15 protein-coding genes, 1 pseudogene and 1 riboswitch are annotated in these 15,847 nt (G+C 63.9%); of the genes and pseudogenes, 6 read left to right on the top strand and 10 right to left on the bottom strand.

Annotated elements, in window-relative coordinates:
• Positions 1-6: 6 nt before the first annotated feature.
• The 3 genes from JI749_RS16020 (at position 7) to JI749_RS16010 (ending at position 4,949) form a co-directional block, all read left to right on the top strand.
• Complete coding sequence (locus tag JI749_RS16020) at positions 7-1,269, top strand: M16 family metallopeptidase (protein WP_201656219.1); 1,263 nt, start codon at positions 7-9, stop codon at positions 1,267-1,269.
• An 11-nt stretch (positions 1,270-1,280) separates the two neighbouring features.
• The gene (locus JI749_RS16015; protein WP_201656216.1) at positions 1,281-1,889 is read left to right on the top strand and encodes a GNAT family N-acetyltransferase; all 609 of its coding nucleotides are present in this window, start codon (positions 1,281-1,283) and stop codon (positions 1,887-1,889) included.
• A 180-nt stretch (positions 1,890-2,069) separates the two neighbouring features.
• The gene (locus tag JI749_RS16010) at positions 2,070-4,949 is read left to right on the top strand and encodes an EAL domain-containing protein (RefSeq protein WP_201656213.1); all 2,880 of its coding nucleotides are present in this window, start codon (positions 2,070-2,072) and stop codon (positions 4,947-4,949) included.
• 6 nt (positions 4,950-4,955) lie between these two features.
• Here JI749_RS16010 and JI749_RS16005 read toward each other — a convergent pair whose 3' ends face one another.
• Entirely contained in the window at positions 4,956-5,531 is a 576-nt protein-coding gene (locus JI749_RS16005; RefSeq protein WP_201656210.1) for a YqgE/AlgH family protein, read from the bottom strand.
• A 120-nt stretch (positions 5,532-5,651) separates the two neighbouring features.
• Here JI749_RS16005 and JI749_RS16000 point away from each other — a divergent pair, with 120 nt between their 5' ends.
• From JI749_RS16000 to JI749_RS15990, 3 genes are all read left to right on the top strand, one after another.
• Complete coding sequence (locus JI749_RS16000; RefSeq protein WP_201656207.1) at positions 5,652-6,467, top strand: protein-disulfide reductase DsbD domain-containing protein; 816 nt, start codon at positions 5,652-5,654, stop codon at positions 6,465-6,467.
• Positions 6,468-6,590: 123 nt separating this feature from the next.
• The gene (locus tag JI749_RS15995) at positions 6,591-7,085 is read left to right on the top strand and encodes a peroxiredoxin (RefSeq protein WP_201656204.1); all 495 of its coding nucleotides are present in this window, start codon (positions 6,591-6,593) and stop codon (positions 7,083-7,085) included.
• A gap of 23 nt (positions 7,086-7,108) precedes the next feature.
• A complete protein-coding gene (locus tag JI749_RS15990) occupies positions 7,109-7,696 on the top strand; it encodes a hypothetical protein (RefSeq protein WP_201656201.1) in 588 nt (195 codons plus the stop codon).
• Positions 7,697-7,882: 186 nt separating this feature from the next.
• Here JI749_RS15990 and gcvPB read toward each other — a convergent pair whose 3' ends face one another.
• The 9 genes and pseudogenes from gcvPB to JI749_RS15945 all read right to left on the bottom strand — a co-directional run bounded on the left by gcvPB (position 7,883) and on the right by JI749_RS15945 (position 15,784).
• Positions 7,883-9,433 carry an aminomethyl-transferring glycine dehydrogenase subunit GcvPB gene (gene gcvPB, locus JI749_RS15985; RefSeq protein WP_201656199.1) on the bottom strand — a complete coding sequence of 517 codons (1,551 nt, stop codon included), beginning with the start codon at positions 9,431-9,433 and terminating at the stop codon, positions 7,883-7,885.
• Between the two features lie 338 nt (positions 9,434-9,771).
• Positions 9,772-11,097: pseudogene (gene gcvPA, locus JI749_RS15980) on the bottom strand (aminomethyl-transferring glycine dehydrogenase subunit GcvPA); the annotation flags it as partial.
• A 9-nt stretch (positions 11,098-11,106) separates the two neighbouring features.
• On the bottom strand, positions 11,107-11,472 hold the full coding sequence (gene gcvH, locus JI749_RS15975; RefSeq protein WP_201656193.1) for a glycine cleavage system protein GcvH: 366 nt from the start codon (positions 11,470-11,472) through the stop codon (positions 11,107-11,109).
• A gap of 10 nt (positions 11,473-11,482) precedes the next feature.
• Positions 11,483-12,646 (bottom strand): glycine cleavage system aminomethyltransferase GcvT, encoded by a 1,164-nt coding sequence (gene gcvT, locus JI749_RS15970; protein ID WP_201656190.1) that lies wholly within the window; start codon positions 12,644-12,646, stop codon positions 11,483-11,485.
• A 147-nt stretch (positions 12,647-12,793) separates the two neighbouring features.
• Positions 12,794-12,881, bottom strand: a riboswitch (glycine riboswitch).
• A gap of 189 nt (positions 12,882-13,070) precedes the next feature.
• The gene (locus JI749_RS15965; protein ID WP_201656187.1) at positions 13,071-13,556 is read right to left on the bottom strand and encodes a F0F1 ATP synthase subunit B family protein; all 486 of its coding nucleotides are present in this window, start codon (positions 13,554-13,556) and stop codon (positions 13,071-13,073) included.
• 5 nt (positions 13,557-13,561) lie between these two features.
• Positions 13,562-14,200: a F0F1 ATP synthase subunit B gene (locus JI749_RS15960; protein ID WP_407644911.1), complete on the bottom strand. Its 639-nt coding sequence runs from the start codon at positions 14,198-14,200 to the stop codon at positions 13,562-13,564.
• Between the two features lie 97 nt (positions 14,201-14,297).
• Positions 14,298-14,525: a F0F1 ATP synthase subunit C gene (locus tag JI749_RS15955; RefSeq protein ID WP_035087599.1), complete on the bottom strand. Its 228-nt coding sequence runs from the start codon at positions 14,523-14,525 to the stop codon at positions 14,298-14,300.
• A 65-nt stretch (positions 14,526-14,590) separates the two neighbouring features.
• A complete protein-coding gene (locus tag JI749_RS15950) occupies positions 14,591-15,367 on the bottom strand; it encodes a F0F1 ATP synthase subunit A (protein ID WP_267911650.1) in 777 nt (258 codons plus the stop codon).
• Between the two features lie 21 nt (positions 15,368-15,388).
• Positions 15,389-15,784: an AtpZ/AtpI family protein gene (locus tag JI749_RS15945; protein WP_201656181.1), complete on the bottom strand. Its 396-nt coding sequence runs from the start codon at positions 15,782-15,784 to the stop codon at positions 15,389-15,391.
• Positions 15,785-15,847 lie beyond the last annotated feature (63 nt).

Here is a 15,847-nt window from a genome sequence, read left to right as displayed (position 1 = left end):
CCCTGCGTGAGCGTACAATCGACGACCCTCGATAATGGCATGGTTGTGCTGTCCGACGACATGCCGCATCTCGAGAGCGCCTCCCTGGGAGTCTGGGTGAAGGCAGGCGCGCGCAGTGAGCGCAAGGCCGAGCACGGCATCTCCCATCTGCTTGAGCATATGGCTTTCAAGGGTACCACCTCGCGCTCCGCCTTGCAGATCGCCGAAGCCATCGAGAATGTCGGTGGCGACCTCAATGCCGCCACCTCCATCGAACATACCGGCTACTTCGCCCGCGTGCTCAAGGAAGACGTGGTGCTCGCCGCTGACATCCTCAGCGACATTCTGCAGAATTCGCTCTTCGAGGAAGAAGAGCTGACGCGCGAAAAGCAGGTCATCGTCCAGGAGATCGGTGCCGCCCGCGACAATCCGGACGATCACGTCTTCGACCTGTTCCAGCAGGCGGCCTTTCCTTCCCAGCCAATCGGCCGCACCATCCTGGGTACGGTAGATTCGGTGCGGGAGTTCACGCCCGACACCGTCCGCAAATATATGAGCCGCAACTATGTCGGCGACCACATGGTGATGGCGGCCGCCGGCAATGTCGACCATGACCAGTTGGTCGACGTCGCCCGCCAGCGCTTCGCCGACCTCAAGCCCAATGGCGCACCGGCACCGCAACGCGCAGAATATCACGGTGGGGAGGAACGGCTGATCTCCGACCACGAGCAGGCCCATATCGTGATCGGCTTCGAGGGGCGGGCCTACAATGCCGACGGCTTCTACGCCGCACAGGTCTTGGCCTCAATCTTGGGCGGTGGCATGAGCTCCCGCCTGTTCCAGGAAGTGCGCGAGAAGCGCGGCCTTTGCTATTCGGTATATTCGTTTCACTGGGCTTTCGCCGATAGTGGCGTGTTTGGCGTTGCCGCGGCGACCGGCGAGGCCGAGGTTGCCGAACTGGTTCCGGTCGTGCTCGACGAGCTCAAGCGCGCTACCGAGAGCATCACCGATGACGAAGTGATCCGCGTCCGCAACCAGATACGCGCCGGGCTGTTGATGTCGCTCGAGAGCCCGTCTGCCCGCGCGGGACAGCTGGCACGCCAGCAAATCCTATGGGGCAGGCCCATTCCGATGCAGGAAACGGTGGATCGCATCAATGCCATCACGGCCAAGCGCGTGCAGGATGTCGCCGCCCAGATATTTTCCGGCAGCGCCCCAACGCTGGCGGGCATCGGTCCCATCGGCAATCTTGCCAATGTCGGCGCGATTGGTGACCACCTCAAGCGCTGAACCGTGACACCATGCTGTGGCCCTGGTCATCTCCCGTTCCACTGATCACCCTGCATGGCCCGCGCGTGTCGCTTCGCCTGCCGCAGATGGACGATTACGACGCCTGGTATGCTCTGCGCCACGCCAGCCGCGACTTCCTCAGGCCATTCGAGCCGCGCTGGACCGAAGCTGACCTGGGCCGCAGGGTTTTCACCAGCCGGGTCAAGCGCGCCCGTGAGGAAGCCGAGCAGGGGACCGACTTCTCCTTCTTCATCATTCTGACTGGCGGCCGTGAGGACACCCTGGTCGGCGGCATCACGCTCTCCAATGTGCGGCGCCGCGCCGCGCAATTCGTGAATCTGGGCTACTGGATGGGCCAGCAGTTTGCCGGAAAGGGCCTGATGAGCGAAGCAGTGGGCCTGAGCCTGCCCTTTGTCTTCGATACGCTCGACCTGCACCGCATCCACGCCGCCTTCCTGCCGGGCAACATGCCGTCGCGGCGCGTGCTGGAAAAGAACGGCTTTGTCGAAGAAGGCTTTGCCGAGAAGTACCTGCAGATCAATGGCCGTTGGGAAGACCATGTGTTGATGGGCCTGACCAAGGAACGCTACGAAATGGCGCGATACACGCGCCGGACCTAGGCCGTCTCCGGCACAAGCGTTGCTAATTGGCAACAGGCCGCTAACCTTGTCGTAAGCGTCAATCCCCGCTACCAAAGGGCGCTCCCGCCAAGAGGATGCCGTTCCTGCACTCGGTACGCTGATGCGCGCTGGCCGGGACGCTGCCACAATGAAGCCTACCGCAGGATATAATCGGCCCCGATGCGTCACCTCTTTGCACTCGCGATGTGTCTTGCGTTCGCGCTGGCCGCCCTTGCCCCCGTGGCTGCGTTCGAAGTCATTTCGGTTCCCGAAGACGTCAACGCCGTCAATCTCAGCGATGTGGTCGAAGTCCAGCCCGGCACTGAGGGGCGCGTGCAGCTTTCGACCGCGCCGGGTGAGGACGGCATCATCCGCCGCATCGAGGTTCTGGCCACCGAGCAGGGGACGAACCCGAATTTCGCGCTGTTCGCGCTGCGCAACGAGAGTGACCAGCAGATCGAGCGCCTGCTTGTCGCGCCCTTTTTCCGCCTGCCGGGCTCGGGCATTTTCCAGCCCGATCTGGGCGACGACCGCCTCACCGCCCTGACACCAAGCGCCGGCATCCGCCCGGTTCGGCTGGCCGACAGCGAAGCCGATGTGTTCGAGGTGACGCTCGACCCCGGCGCCACGGTTACCTTCGTGGCCGAGCTGTCGGGCGGACAACTGCCCGAGCTCTATCTATGGCAACCGAACGCCTACCGCGACTATGTGAACTCCTTCACCCTGTTCCGTGGCGTGGTGCTCGGCGTTGCGTCGCTGGCGGCGGTGTTCCTCACTATCATGTTCGTAGTCAAGGGCCGGGGCATCTTCCCCGCCACCGCCGCCTTTGCCTGGGCGGTGCTGATCTACCTGCTGATCGATTTTGGCGTGCTCGGTCGTGTGCTGGGTGTGCCCGCTGGGGGCATGCAACCGCTGCGCGCCGCGGCCGAGGCCGGCATAGCCACCACTCTGGCCGGTTTCCTCTTCATCTACCTAAACCTTCATCGCTGGCATCTGCGCTTCATTCACCTGGCGCTTGGTCTGGCCGCGCTGTTCCTGGCCCTGTTCGCCTTCGCCTTCTTCCAGCCGGCCATTGCCGCAACTATCGCGCGCCTGGTGCTGGCCCTGCTGGGCGGATCGGGCTTCTTCCTCATCCTGTTGCTGGCGCTTCGCGGCTATGACCGTGCCGTGCTGCTGGTGCCGACCTGGATCATCCTGATTTCCTGGCTGTTCTATTCGTGGCTCGTGGTGACAGGGCAGGTGTCCAACGACGTGGCGCAACCCGCCGTGGGCGGCGGGCTGGTGCTGATCGTCATGCTGCTCGGTTTCACCGCAGTGCAGCACGCCTTTTCCGAGGGGCAGGTGTCGATCGGTACCCTTTCCGAGGTCGAGCGTCGGGCCCTGGCCCTGACGGGCTCTGGCGACTTCGTCTTCGACTGGAATATCGAGCGCGACCGCGTCGCTGTCAGCGACGAACTCGCCACGCGCCTGGGCGAGAAGCGCGGTGCGCTGCGCGGCGCTATCAAGCGTTGGCTCGATCGTGTCCACCCCGATGATCGCGATCGCTTCCGCACCGCCTTCGACACGCTGGTGGAACTGCGCCGCGGTAAGGTTTCGGCCGATATGCGCATCGCCGGCCACGACGGCAGCTATCGCAGCTTCCGCATGCGCGTTAAGCCCGTGCTCGGAGGCGACGGACAGGTCAACCGTATCGTCGGCACGCTGCAGGATGTGACGGAAGACCGGGCCGCCCGCGAGCGCCTGCTGCATGATGCGGTCCACGATAGTCTCACCGGCCTGCCCAATCGGCAGCTCTTCCTTGATCGCCTCGAGCGCGCTTTGGTCCGCGCCCGCACCCCGGGCGGCACCAAGCCGGCGGTGTTCCTCATCGATATCGACCGCTTCATGGAGCTCGAGGAGCGCATCGGCCATTCGGCCGCCGACTCCGTGCTACTCGCCATCTCCCGCCGCATCGCGCGCATCATGCGGCCGCTCGACACCGTGGCCCGAGTGACCGGCGACCAGTTTGCGGTGATCCTGGCGTCCGAACAGGCCGCCGGCAAGATTGCCGAGACGGCCGAGCAGATCCGCAAGGCGCTCAAGGCGCCGTTCAATTTCGGCGACCGGGACCTGTCACTCTCGGCCTCGATCGGCGTCACCATTTACGACAGCAACCCCGCTTCGGCTGCCGACGTGCTGCGCGATGCCGAACTGGCCATGTACTACGCCAAGCGCCTGGGCGGCGACCGCATCGAGGCTTACCGCGCCTCGGCCCGCTCCATCGCCGCCTATAATCGCGCCAGCGAGGAGGATCTCGAGCGCGGCATGAAGCAGGGCGAACTGCATGTGCAGTTCCAGCCCGTCACCGATATCCAGACCGGCCAGATCGCCGGCGCCGAAGCACTGATGCGCTGGATCCACCCGACCCGCGGCGTCGTCAGTCCCGATGAGTTCGTGCCCCTGGCTGAGCGCTCGGGTCAGATCGAGAAGCTGGGCCGGCTCGCCTTCGAGCAATCCGCCGCCCAGGCCAAGGATTGGATGACGGCATTCGGCCTGCCCGAAGAGTTCTTCATTTCGGTCAACCTCTCCCCCACGCAGCTGGCCACCGAGACGCTGCTCAACGACATGCGCAGCCTTGTCAGCCAGGACAAGGAATTGGCCAGCCACCTCAAGCTCGAGATTACCGAGGGTCAGGTGATGACCAATCCCGAGCATTCGGCCTACATGCTGCAGGCCCTGCGCAGCCTGGGCCTTGGCTTGGCCCTGGACGATTTTGGCACCGGTCACTCATCGTTGAGTTACCTGCATCGCTTTCCATTCGACACGATCAAGATACCGGCTGCCTTCGTAAAGATGGGCGAGGCCAATGGCATGGCGCACACCCAAAGCCCGATCATCCGTGCGGTGGTATCGCTCGCAGTCGATCTGGACTTGATGGTAATTGCCGAAGGCGTCGAAACGCTCGATGAGATCGAGCGCCTGCGCCAGCTCAATTGCCGCTATGCCCAGGGCTTCGCCTTTGGCGCGGCGATGACCGGCGCCGAGCTGGGCAAGAAACTGGCCGCCCAGATGGGCCGCTAGCAGCCGTCAGGCATGCCCGGCATCGGGGCTCAACGTGGCCCTGGTGATATGCAGGCTAGCCAGCGCGGCCTCGTATCGATCTTGCACGGGCGTTTCGAACACCAGCTCCCGGCTGAACGGCGCGGTGAGCCAGCCATTGTTCCCGATCTCGTTTTCCAACTGGCCGGCGCTCCAACCGCAGCAGCCCAGCGCGAACAGCGATGAGCGCGGCGCCGGTCCGAAGGCCATCGCCTTGAGCACGTCCACGGTGGCCGTCAGCGACACGCCCGATGTCACCGGATAGGTATTGCCGCTGTGATAGTCCGAAGAATGCAGCACGAAGCCGCGCCCCTTCTCCACCGGACCGCCGCGCATGACGGCGCGCTGCCGGATCGAATCGGGCAGGCGGATCACCGCATCCGGGTCGCCCAGATCGAGTTCATCCAGGACATCGGCAAAGCGCAGATTGGCCAGTTCATGATTGACCACCAGCCCCATGGCACCCTCCTGGCCGTGGCCGACGAGCAGGATGACGCTTTCAGCAAATCGCTCGTCGCCCATATCGGGCATCGCGACCAGGAATTGTCCTTCAAGTGAGTTCATGCCGGCGATTGTAGGCGTCGCTGGGTGGTATGCCAAGTTACGGTGCCCGACCATGCTTCACGAAGGCATGATGGGTCATCAGCTATTTCTAAACCCGATCCTGCGCTAATGCCTTTCCTCATGCGTCCCCTCGTTGTCACCGCCCTCAGCCTTGCTCTGATTGCCGCCCCCGTCCAGGCGGGCGAAACGGCCTGGCAAGAGGTTGCGCCCGGCGTGAAGCTGCGGTTGATCAGCACCGGTCAGGTCAAGGCCAACGGCACTACGCTTGTTGGTATCGAGATCGACATGCCCGAGACCAGCAAGACCTACTGGCGTGTTCCCGGCGACACCGGCTTCGTGACCGAACTGGATTTCACCGGTTCGACCGGCGTACTCGGCCACCAGATCCTGTGGCCCTATCCCAGCAGACACGAGACGGCGGACTATCTCGACTATGCCTATTTCGGGCCCACCGTGCTGCCCGTGGAACTGACCGTCGAGCCGGGCTCGCCGCAGGCGGAGCTCAGCGCCGTCCTCGGTATCTGCTCCGATATCTGCATCCCCGCCCAGGCCCATTTCTCCCTGCCGCTTGCCGACACGCAGCCCGATCGGCCCAATGGCCTACGTATTCGTCAGGCCCTCGCCACCACCCCGATGGAATGGCAGGGCGACCCCCAGCCGATCGGCGATGTGGACCTGTTGCCCGAAAGCGGCGTGCTGGCCGTTCATGTGGGCGATCCCGAACTCGATCCGGCCTCGCTCATCGCCGCGACCGATAGCGGCGAGCCACTCTTTGGCACGCCGCAAAAAAGCCCGGAACCGAACCTAGTGCTCATCCCGATCCTGGGCAAAGCCGATGAATTGGCCTTGGAAAATCAGCCTGTTCGGCTCACATTCCTCACGGGCATGGGGGCCTTCGAGGTCGAGCGCACCGTCAAGGTGCCGCAGACCGATTGAGCGGTGCGAGGGGGAAACGGCCTTTAGGCCTTGTCGGCGGCGCCAAAGCCGCTTATCCCGATTGCACCTGAGACCGAAGACTGGCCTCCCCCGGGGGACCGAATGCATGGGGCATATCCGTCTATGATCGATCGCGGCAGTCCGGTCCCGTCCGTGCGGGTCAAGCTCATCGGCGCCGACGGCGCCACGGACACAACCAGCGACGCGGTCCTTGGCAGCGGCCTTGTGGTGCTGTTCGCCGTACCTGGCGCTTTCACGCCCACCTGCCACGTCAATCACCTGCCGGGTTTTCTGGCCAATGAGGCCAAGCTCAAGGCCGCCGGTGTCAGCCGCATTGTCTGCGTCTCGGTCAACGACCATCACGTGATGAAGGCCTGGGCGGAGACGTCGGGCGCCCTTGGCCACATCGACTTTATCGCCGACGGCAATGCCGAGCTCGCTGAAGCGCTTGGGCTTGCCAAGGACATGTCCGGGTTCGGCATGGGTAAGCGGTTCGCCCGCTCGGCGGTGCTGATCCGCGACGGCATCGTCGATGCTGTGTTCGTCGAGGATGGACCTGGGGTCAATGCCAGCGGTGCTCCCGCCATCCTCATGGCGCTCGAAGCCGCCAGAAGCTAGTGTTTGCGTCAGGAGATCGCCCAATGAACCAGCCCCTTTCCCTGATGCTGCGCCTGTCGGCCGCCTGCGCCACCGCGACGCTGCTCGGGGCCTGCTCGATGGGCAGCATGTTCGGCGGAGGCAATGCCGCGCAGAACCAGCAGTTGCAGAATGCCACCGCGACGCCCGCTGCAGTCGCCCAGGCCCAGACCAGTGCCTTGCCGGCGATCGCCACTGAATGCCCGCCGATCCGCGTGCGCCCGGGCAGCGAGGCAATGTTCTACTACGGCAATGGCCGCACCGGCGACGCCAAGGCCCTGCAATACCAGGGCGTCATCGACGAAACGTCGCGCAATTGCGTGGTGTCCAATGGCCTGATCACGGTCAATATGGGCGTGGTCGGCCGCGTCCTGCTTGGGCCCGCCGGCAACCAGACCAGCGTCAACGCGCCGATCCGCTTCGCCGTGGAGCGTGATGGCCAGGCGGTTTTCTCCGAGAAATACACGTTGCCGGTCGCGATTGCAGCTCCGGCCCGCTCGGCCGAATTCGTCAAGGTCATCGAAAACGTCGCCATTCCCTATCTGGGTGGCGAGGAAATCACCATCTGGGTGGGCTTCGACACCCGCGGCTGACATGGCGTCAGTATCGGTGAGGAATACGGCCCGCGGACAAGTCCGCGGGCTTGTTTAAGCGGATACCCCCACCCAACCTCCCCCCGATAGGGGGAGGAGCTCAGCTGTGGGCTGGGCAAAATCGTGGAAAGCCACGATGGGGTTCCTCCCCATTTTCAGGGGGAGGCTAGGAGGGGGTACTCTTCCTTACTCCGCCGCCTTCAGCGTCTCGGCGGGGCGTTCCCATTTGAGGATCGGCTGGCGGGCGGCGCGAGTCTCGTCGAGACGGCGGCGCGGCGCCTTGAGGGGAGCGGAGGTGAAGCGTTCCCTGTTGCCCGCCTTGGCGTCGGCGGCCAGCTCTTCCATCACGTCACAGAAATGGTCGAGCGTCTGCTTGCTCTCGCTTTCGGTCGGCTCGATCAGCATGGCGCCATGCACCACCAGGGGGAAATACATGGTCATGGGGTGGAAGCCCTCGTCGATAAGCGCCTTGGCGAAATCGAGCGTGGTAATGCCCGTACCGGCGAGGAAGCTGTCGTCGAACAACGCCTCATGCATGGTGGGATAATCGCCGAACGGCACGGAGAAGGCGTGGGTGAGGCGTGCCTTGATATAGTTGGCGTTGAGCACCGCATCCTGCGCTGCCTGCGCCAGACCGTCGCCGCCATGGCTGAGCATGTAGGTCAGGGCACGCACATACATGCCCATCTGGCCCTGGAAGGCGGTGACGCGACCAAGCGCCTCGCCCTCCATATGCTCGACCAACTCCAGCCCGTTGTCGCCTTTGCGCACGAATGGCACCGGCGCGAACGGCGCCAGCGCTTCCGACAGCACCACCGGACCGGCACCGGGACCACCGCCGCCATGCGGCGTCGAGAATGTCTTGTGCAGGTTGATATGCATGGCGTCGATGCCGAGGTCGCCCGGCCGCACCACGCCCATGATGGCGTTGAAATTTGCGCCATCGCAGTAGAAGAACGCTCCGGCCGCATGCACGGCCTCGGCAATCTCGATGACCTGGGGCTCGAAGAGACCGCAGGTATTGGGATTGGTCAGCATGATCGCCGCCACGTCAGGCGACAGCGCATCCTTCACGGCTTGCACGTCGACCGTGCCGTCCGCGCGCGCCGGGATCGGCTTGACGGTATAGCCCAGGAAGGCCGCGGTGGCCGGATTGGTGCCATGGGCGCTTTCGGGCACCAGCACCACCTTGCGGTGGCTCTGGCCGGCTGCGTCCTGCGCCGCCTTGATGGCCATCATGCCCAGCAGCTCGCCATGGGCGCCGGCCTTGGGCGTCAGCGCCACGGCGGCGGTATTGGTCAGCGTCATCAGCCAGTGCGACAGCTGCTCCATCAGCTCCAGCGCGCCCTGCACCGTCGACACCGGCTGCAGGGGATGGATGTCGGCGAAGCCGGGCAGGCGGGCCATCTTCTCGTTGAGGCGCGGATTGTGCTTCATCGTGCACGAGCCCAGCGGATACATGCCGCTGTCGATCGAGTGGTTGAGCCGGCTGAGGCGCACATAGTGGCGCATCGCTTCGGGCTCGGTGAGCCCTGCCAGGTCGAGCGGCAGCTTTCGCTCGAAGCCGCCGAGGCGGCTGGTCGAAATCTCGACATCGGGCAGGTCGACGCCCGAATGTTCGGTATCGCCGATTTCGAATAGCAGCGGTTCGTTCGGCAGCAATGCCGAGCCGGAGGTGAAGGCAAAGCCCGACGACGTGCCCACGCCGGTGGGGCGGCCCTGGTTGTTCAGCGCCATCAGCGGTCTCCCTCATCATTGTAATTCGTGAAGAGCCAGACCGAGGTGTAGTCGGGGTTTTCCACCACCTCGCCTGTCGTCGTTAGGGAATGAGCGCCTGGCCCGGCCGCAACGAACGCGCCCGGATCGGGCGGAAGAAGGAAGCTGTCTCCGGCTCGCTGGCCCTCAAGGGCCAATTCTATGCCCCGATTTGGGCGGACGGCTACGACGCGTCCGTGGATTTCCCGGCGCGCTACAACCGCACCGTCTCGATCCTGCTCCGTGATCCTTGCAATCACCAGCTTGCCGTGCGCTGCACGTGCAAAAGCGATCCACTTCTCATCACCAATTTCTGCAGCGAGGGCAGCGCAGAGCGCGGCGATATCGGTATCGGTGGTGAGTTCAGTGGCGGCCAGCACGATCAGGTTGGCGACATCTGGATTATCAGGCTCCAGCCGGCTGACCGGCACGCCACCCAGAATGCCGCGCTTGGCCAGCCGCTCGATGAGATCTGCGGCCGGTTGCGACGTGCGGATCGTCATTTCGTTGAAGAACGTCTTGTTGAGCACCTCAACGCCCGGCACCGCGGCCAGCGCATCGGCCAGCTTGCAGGCATTGGCGTGGTTCAGCCGCGCCAGGCGGGTGAACCCGGCTTCGCCCAACAGGCCCATATGGATCGAGAAGGCCAGGGCGCAGAGTCCCGAATTGGTGCAAATGTTGCTGGTCGCCTTCTCGCGGCGGATATGCTGTTCGCGGGTCGACAGCGTCAGCACGAACCCGCGCTGGCCCTCGGCATCGACGGTTTCCCCGCAGATGCGACCCGGCATCTGCCGGATGAATTCCTTGCGCGTCGCCAGGAGGCCCAGATAGGGCCCGCCGAAATTGAGCGCATTGCCGATCGACTGGCCCTCGGCCACCACGATATCGGCGCCCAGTGCGCCCGGTGCTTCAAGCAGGCCGAGGGACACGACTTCAGTAATGAGGACGATCAGCAGCGCGCCCTTGGCATGGGCGGCATCGGCCGCAGCCTTCATGTTGCGCAAGTGGCCATAGAAATCCGGCGTCTGGATAACGATGGCTGCGGTGGTTTCGTCGATATGGTCGAGAATATCGCCCTGGCCTTCGGGCGAGGCCGAGAGGCATTCAAGATCGGCGTCGTCCTTGAGATAGGCTTTCACCACATCGCGATAATGCGGGTGAAGGCCGCCCGACAGCACCACCTTGTTGCGGCGAGTCAGGCGCCGCGCCATCAGCACGGCTTCGGCAGTGCCGGTCGAGCCATCGTAAAGCGACGCGTTGGCCACATCCATGCCGGTGAGCTTGGCCACCTGCGTCTGAAATTCGAACAGCATCTGCAGGGTGCCCTGCGAGATTTCCGGCTGGTAGGGCGTATAGGCGGTGAGCCATTCCGAACGCTGGATCAGGTGATCGACCGTCGCGGGCACATGATGGCGATAGGCGCCCGCGCCGACGAAGAACGGGCCATCGGCGCCCGCACGGTTCTTGCCAGCCAGGGCTCGCATGTGGGCTTCGACCAGGAATTCGGGGCTATGGGCGGGCAGGCCGAGATCGAAGTTCTTGAGGGCCTTGGCGGGCACGGCACTGAACAGGGCATCGATGTTAGCGGCGCCGATAGTGCCGAGCATCTCGGCGCGTTCGTGTTCGGAATGGGGAAGATAGCGCATGTTTGTCCGTTACTTGGTCAGGTCGGAATAGGCCGCGTCATCGAGGAGGCCATCGATCTCGCCGGCATCGGATATGGCGATCTTGTAGATCCAGCCGCCCGCCGTCGGGTCGGAATTGATCAGGCCTGGCTCGCCCGAAAGCGCATCGTTGACTTCGGTCACGGTGCCCGAGACCGGGGCGTAGATTTCCGAGGCGGCCTTGACGGATTCGACCACGGCGGCCTCGTCGCCTTTCTTCAGCACTTTGCCGACGGCGGGCAGTTCGACGAAGACGATGTCGCCCAAAGCTTCCTGGGCATAGGGCGTGATGCCGACAATGCCGGTCGAGCCCTCGACGCGGATATATTCGTGGTCAGGGGTGAACTTGGTGGTCATGGCTGGCCTCTCAACTGGCTTTGGCTTTGCGGAAATAACGATGCGGCACGAAGGGTGTGCTGGTGACTTCGGCGGGTTGCAGGCGCCCGCGCACCGACACCTGCAATTTCGTGCCTGGGTTGGCATAGGCCGGCGGCACGAAGCCCAGGGCGATGGCACGGGCCAGGCTCGGCGCAAAGCCGCCGCTCGTCACCCGGCCGATCACGGCGCCGCTGCCATCTAGGATTTCGGCGCCCTCGCGCGCCGGAGCGCCTTCGACGAAGAGGCCCACGCGAATGCGCTTAAGGTCACCAGCAAATTCCTTGATGATGCGCGCCGCGCCGGGAAAGTTGGCGGCCTCGCGGCGCCGCTTGGAGAGGGCGAAGTTGAGCCCGGCTTCGATGGGCGAAACGGTTTCGTCGAGGTCATGGCCATAGAGCGGCAATCCGGCCTCGAGACGCAGCGAGTCGCGGGCGCCAAGGCCGATTGGCTTGACGCGCTCGTCGGCAAGCAGGGCGTCCCAGAGCTGCACGGCCTTTTCGACCGAGCAGAGAATTTCGCAGCCATCTTCGCCGGTATAGCCCGAGCGGGCGATGATGAGCTTGCTGCCGTTCCAGTCGAACGGCCCATAGTGCATGAAGCTTAGCTCGCTGACGCCCGGGACGATGGTTTCGAGCACCGCGACTGCTTCCGGGCCCTGCAGGGCCAGCAGCGCGCCGTCATCGGCGCGGGTCAGCTTGGCCTTGTCACCGGCGGCCTTGGCGATGATGGCGAAATCATTGTCCTTGGTTCCGGCATTGACCACGATGTAGAGCGAGCCGGGAAACAACGGCGAACGGCCGATCATCAGGTCATCGATGGCCCCGCCGTTTTCGTTCAGCAGCAGCGTGTAGCGCACCTGGCCGGGCTTGAGCCCCTTGATGTCGCCGCAGACCAGCGGTTCGATCAGCGCCGCGACGGCTGCGTGATCGGCCTCGGCATCGCCGGTGGGATTGGTGAGCGTCAGGAAGCTTGGGCCCATGTGGGAGACGTCGAACAGGCCGGCATGCTCGCGCGTCCATTTGTGCTCGGCGATGATGCCGGCGGGGTACTGCACCGGCAGCGAATAGCCGCCGAACGGCACCATGCGCCCGCCGAGTGCGACGTGACCCGCATCGAGCGGAACGGTCTTGAGGGATGTTTCAGGCTCTGACACGCGGACTCTCCGACAAAAGGGCACGATGAGCGTCCATCGGGACGCCGTCCATGCCCCCTCTGTCCCGCGAACCTGAGAGATTCCCGACCGCCTATGGATCGGTTGCTCCTTCGGTGAGGCGTTCTAAGCCTGCTTTCCAGAGTTGTCGGCTGACACGCGGTCCTTTTGCCTGAGAGTTTCCGGGGCGGTTGCTCCTTCGGCGCTGGAGGGAACCAGTCTCTCCCGCAGTCGAGGTCACCATGGTGGAGATTCCGGGGGGCGTCAATCGCGAGAAATGCGCCCGTACAGGAATTACGCGACGATCTCGCAGTAAGTTTGGCACTTCGGCGGATCATGAGGACAAGTTTTGGTCGGGGCGGCGATGGCCCGCAAAAGATAAGGGCAGGCCTTGCGACCCGCCCTCAAAATCCCGATGCCGTAGCGCTTAGTTCAGGCGGTTGCCGACGTCGGCGATCGCCTTGTTGACGACGTCGCCGCCCTTGCGGTTCATCTCGTCGGTCAGCACCAGGCGAGCCGCCTCGATGGCGACGTCGGCCGAGCGGGCACGCACTTCGGCGACGGCCTGGGCCTCGGCCTGGGCGATCTTGTCTTCCACGGCCTTGGTGCGGCGGGTGACGAGGTCGTTGAGCGACACCTGGGCCTCGGCGGTGAGGCGGGTGGCTTCTTCCTTGGCCGCAGCAATGATGCCTTCGGCCTCCGCTTCGGCGGCAACGCGCTTCTGCTCATATTCGACGAGCAGGGCAGCAGCCTCTTCGCGGAGCTTCTTGGCTTCTGCGAGGTCGGAAGCGATCTTGGCGATCTGCTTGTCGAGCATGTTGCCGATGATGGCAGGGATGCCGAAATAGAGCGCGATCGCGACAAAGATGACCAGCGCGACGGTGGCGTAGAAAGTGTTATCGAGCCATTCCATCGGGCTTACTCCTTGGCCTTGGCGACCGCGGCGCGGACGCTGTCGGCGGACACGTCACCCACGAGCTGGGTCACGACGGTCTGGGCCGTTTCCGTGGCGATCTCGTCGACATGGGTTAGGGCTTCCGCCTTGGTCGCCTGGATGCGGGTCTCGGCGGCTGTCACCTTGGCGGTGAGGTCGGCCTCCACGGCGCTGCGCTTGGCAGCCAGGTCAGCCTGAATAGCCTCGCGGGTCTCATTGGCAATGCCCTGAGCCTTGGACTTGGCCGCGGCGAGCGCCGCTTCGTAGGCAGCAATGGCAGCGTCGGTCTTCTGGCGCGAGGCATCGGCCGCCGCGAGGTCGGCATCGATGATGCCCTTGCGGTTGGCCAGGATGCCGCCGATGCGAGGCAGGGCCACGCGGCTCATCAGCAGGTAAAGCGCGCCAAAGGTGATGGCGAGCCACAATAGCTGCGAGGGGAATGTCGCCGGATCGAAGGGCGGGAACACGCCTGAGCCATGTTCCTCACCGCCATGGGCTTCGGTCGTGGCATGGGTATCGGCGGTCGGATCGGCATGAGTGGCGTCGGTGGCGTGTTCGGCGCCTTCGACGTGCTCTTCGGCCGGTGCAGCCGCTTCTTGGGCGTAGGCTTGCGTTACCATCAGGTGAGGTCCCGTTAAATCCGGTCAGCCGGCCAGGGGCCGGTGAAGTGCGCGCAGCCGGAACTGGTCCCGGCTGCGGAAGATCGTCATCGAGCCTGAATTAGGCGACGAACAGCAGGATCAGGGCAACCAGGAACGAGAAGATGCCCAGAGCTTCGGTCACGGCGAAGCCGAAGATCAGGTTCGAGAACTGGCTGGGGGCGGCCGACGGGTTGCGCAGGGCGCCCGACAGGAAGTTGCCGAAGATGTTGGCCACGCCGATGGCGGCGCCAGCCATACCGAAACAAGCAATACCGGCACCGATGAACTTTGCGGCTTCAGCTTCCATTTTTTAGTCCTTTCAAGCGACTTTTAGCGGGGGTTCTGGCGGAACAGCCCGCCGTGACTGGTAGATTAGTGAGACGGGTGGATCGCGTCGTTGAGATACATGCAGGTCAGGACGGCGAAGACATAGGCCTGAACGGCACCGACGAGAAATTCCAGGCCAGTGAGCGCAATGGCCATGATCAGCGGCAGCGCCGAACCAAGAATGCCGAGGAAACCCAGGCTGCTCATGGTGACGATGAAACCGGTGAAGACTTTCAGTGTGATGTGGCCGGCCAGGATATTGCCGAACAGACGCACGGAGAGCGAGATCGGGCGGCTCATGAACGAGATGAACTCGATCGGCGCCACGATGGGAAGGATATAGCCGGGCACGCCGGACGGCACGAACAGCTTGAGGAACTTCGGGCCGTTCTTGACGAAGCCGTAGATCACCACGGTCAGGAAGACCAGCATCGACAGCGCGAAGGTGACGATGATGTGACTGGTGACGGTGAAGAAGTAGGGCACCATGCCCAGCATGTTGGCCACGAAGATGAAGGTGAACAGGCAGAAGACCAGCGGGAAGAACTTCATGCCGGCGGTGCCGGCAGCACTTCTGACCATATTAGCCACGAACTCGTACATGAGTTCCGACAGCAGCTGGGCGCGGCCCGGAACCAGGCTCTTCGAACCGGTGCTGAGGATCAGGTAAAGCGAGATGATCGCCACGGTGGCGACCATGAACAGCGAGGAGTTGGTGAAGGCGAAGGTGACGCCCGAACCTTCGGTGCCGTCACCACCCAGGGTGAACAGCTTGAAGATGTCCTGGATGACGAATTGGTGGATCGGATCAGTACCGGCCAAGTTGGAACCCTCTAAACGTCATCATTTGTCTTCTTCTTCGTCTTCCACGTCCGGACCCATATCGGATCCCGGCGGCGGGGGAGGCGAAGCGGCATTCATCTGCGCCACCACACGGGTGACATTGAGTATTCCAGCGGCGAAGCCCACCAGGAACATGATGAGCAAGCCCCAGGGGCTGGTTCCCAGACCAAGATCGATGAGATAGCCGAGTACGCTACCCACCAGAATCGCGGCGATGAACTCGGTGCCGATGCGCAAACCGCGCGCCAGTCCCGTCATCTCCGGGGAGGCGTCTCTCGAGGCTCTATTGTCCTCGATCTCGCGTTCCCGCTTGGCCGAGGCGATGCGTGATGCAAGATCGCGCGTCACCCCTTTGGCGCTGTCCGGCTGACCTTCGGTATCTTGCGGTTTTGCCATCCGCTCGCTCCCCTTGGCCGGCTGTTTTCCCGGAATTCCGGGTACGCCCTTTTAGTCGCGCGC

Origin of the sequence: Devosia oryziradicis (assembly GCF_016698645.1) — a bacterium.
GTDB classification, from domain to species: Bacteria; Pseudomonadota; Alphaproteobacteria; order Rhizobiales; family Devosiaceae; genus Devosia; species Devosia oryziradicis.
The sequence above is the reverse complement of the archived record's forward strand: the minus strand, read 5'-3'. Positions and strand labels throughout refer to the sequence as shown.

Bases quoted from the DNA above. Each gene is read 5' to 3' on its own strand.
- JI749_RS16015 (WP_201656216.1), top strand. From the start codon at position 1,281: ATGCTGTGGCCCTGGTCATCTCCCGTTCCACTGATCACCCTGCATGGC.
- JI749_RS16010 (WP_201656213.1), top strand. From the start codon at position 2,070: ATGCGTCACCTCTTTGCACTCGCGATGTGTCTTGCGTTCGCGCTGGCC.
- JI749_RS16005 (WP_201656210.1), bottom strand. From the start codon at position 5,531: ATGAACTCACTTGAAGGACAATTCCTGGTCGCGATGCCCGATATGGGC.
- JI749_RS16000 (WP_201656207.1), top strand. From the start codon at position 5,652: ATGCGTCCCCTCGTTGTCACCGCCCTCAGCCTTGCTCTGATTGCCGCC.
- JI749_RS15995 (WP_201656204.1), top strand. From the start codon at position 6,591: ATGATCGATCGCGGCAGTCCGGTCCCGTCCGTGCGGGTCAAGCTCATC.
- JI749_RS15990 (WP_201656201.1), top strand. From the start codon at position 7,109: ATGAACCAGCCCCTTTCCCTGATGCTGCGCCTGTCGGCCGCCTGCGCC.
- gcvPB (WP_201656199.1), bottom strand. From the start codon at position 9,433: ATGGCGCTGAACAACCAGGGCCGCCCCACCGGCGTGGGCACGTCGTCG.
- gcvH (WP_201656193.1), bottom strand. From the start codon at position 11,472: ATGACCACCAAGTTCACCCCTGACCACGAATATATCCGCGTCGAGGGC.
- JI749_RS15965 (WP_201656187.1), bottom strand. From the start codon at position 13,556: ATGGAATGGCTCGATAACACTTTCTACGCCACCGTCGCGCTGGTCATC.
- JI749_RS15955 (WP_035087599.1), bottom strand. From the start codon at position 14,525: ATGGAAGCTGAAGCCGCAAAGTTCATCGGTGCCGGTATTGCTTGTTTC.
- JI749_RS15945 (WP_201656181.1), bottom strand. From the start codon at position 15,784: ATGGCAAAACCGCAAGATACCGAAGGTCAGCCGGACAGCGCCAAAGGG.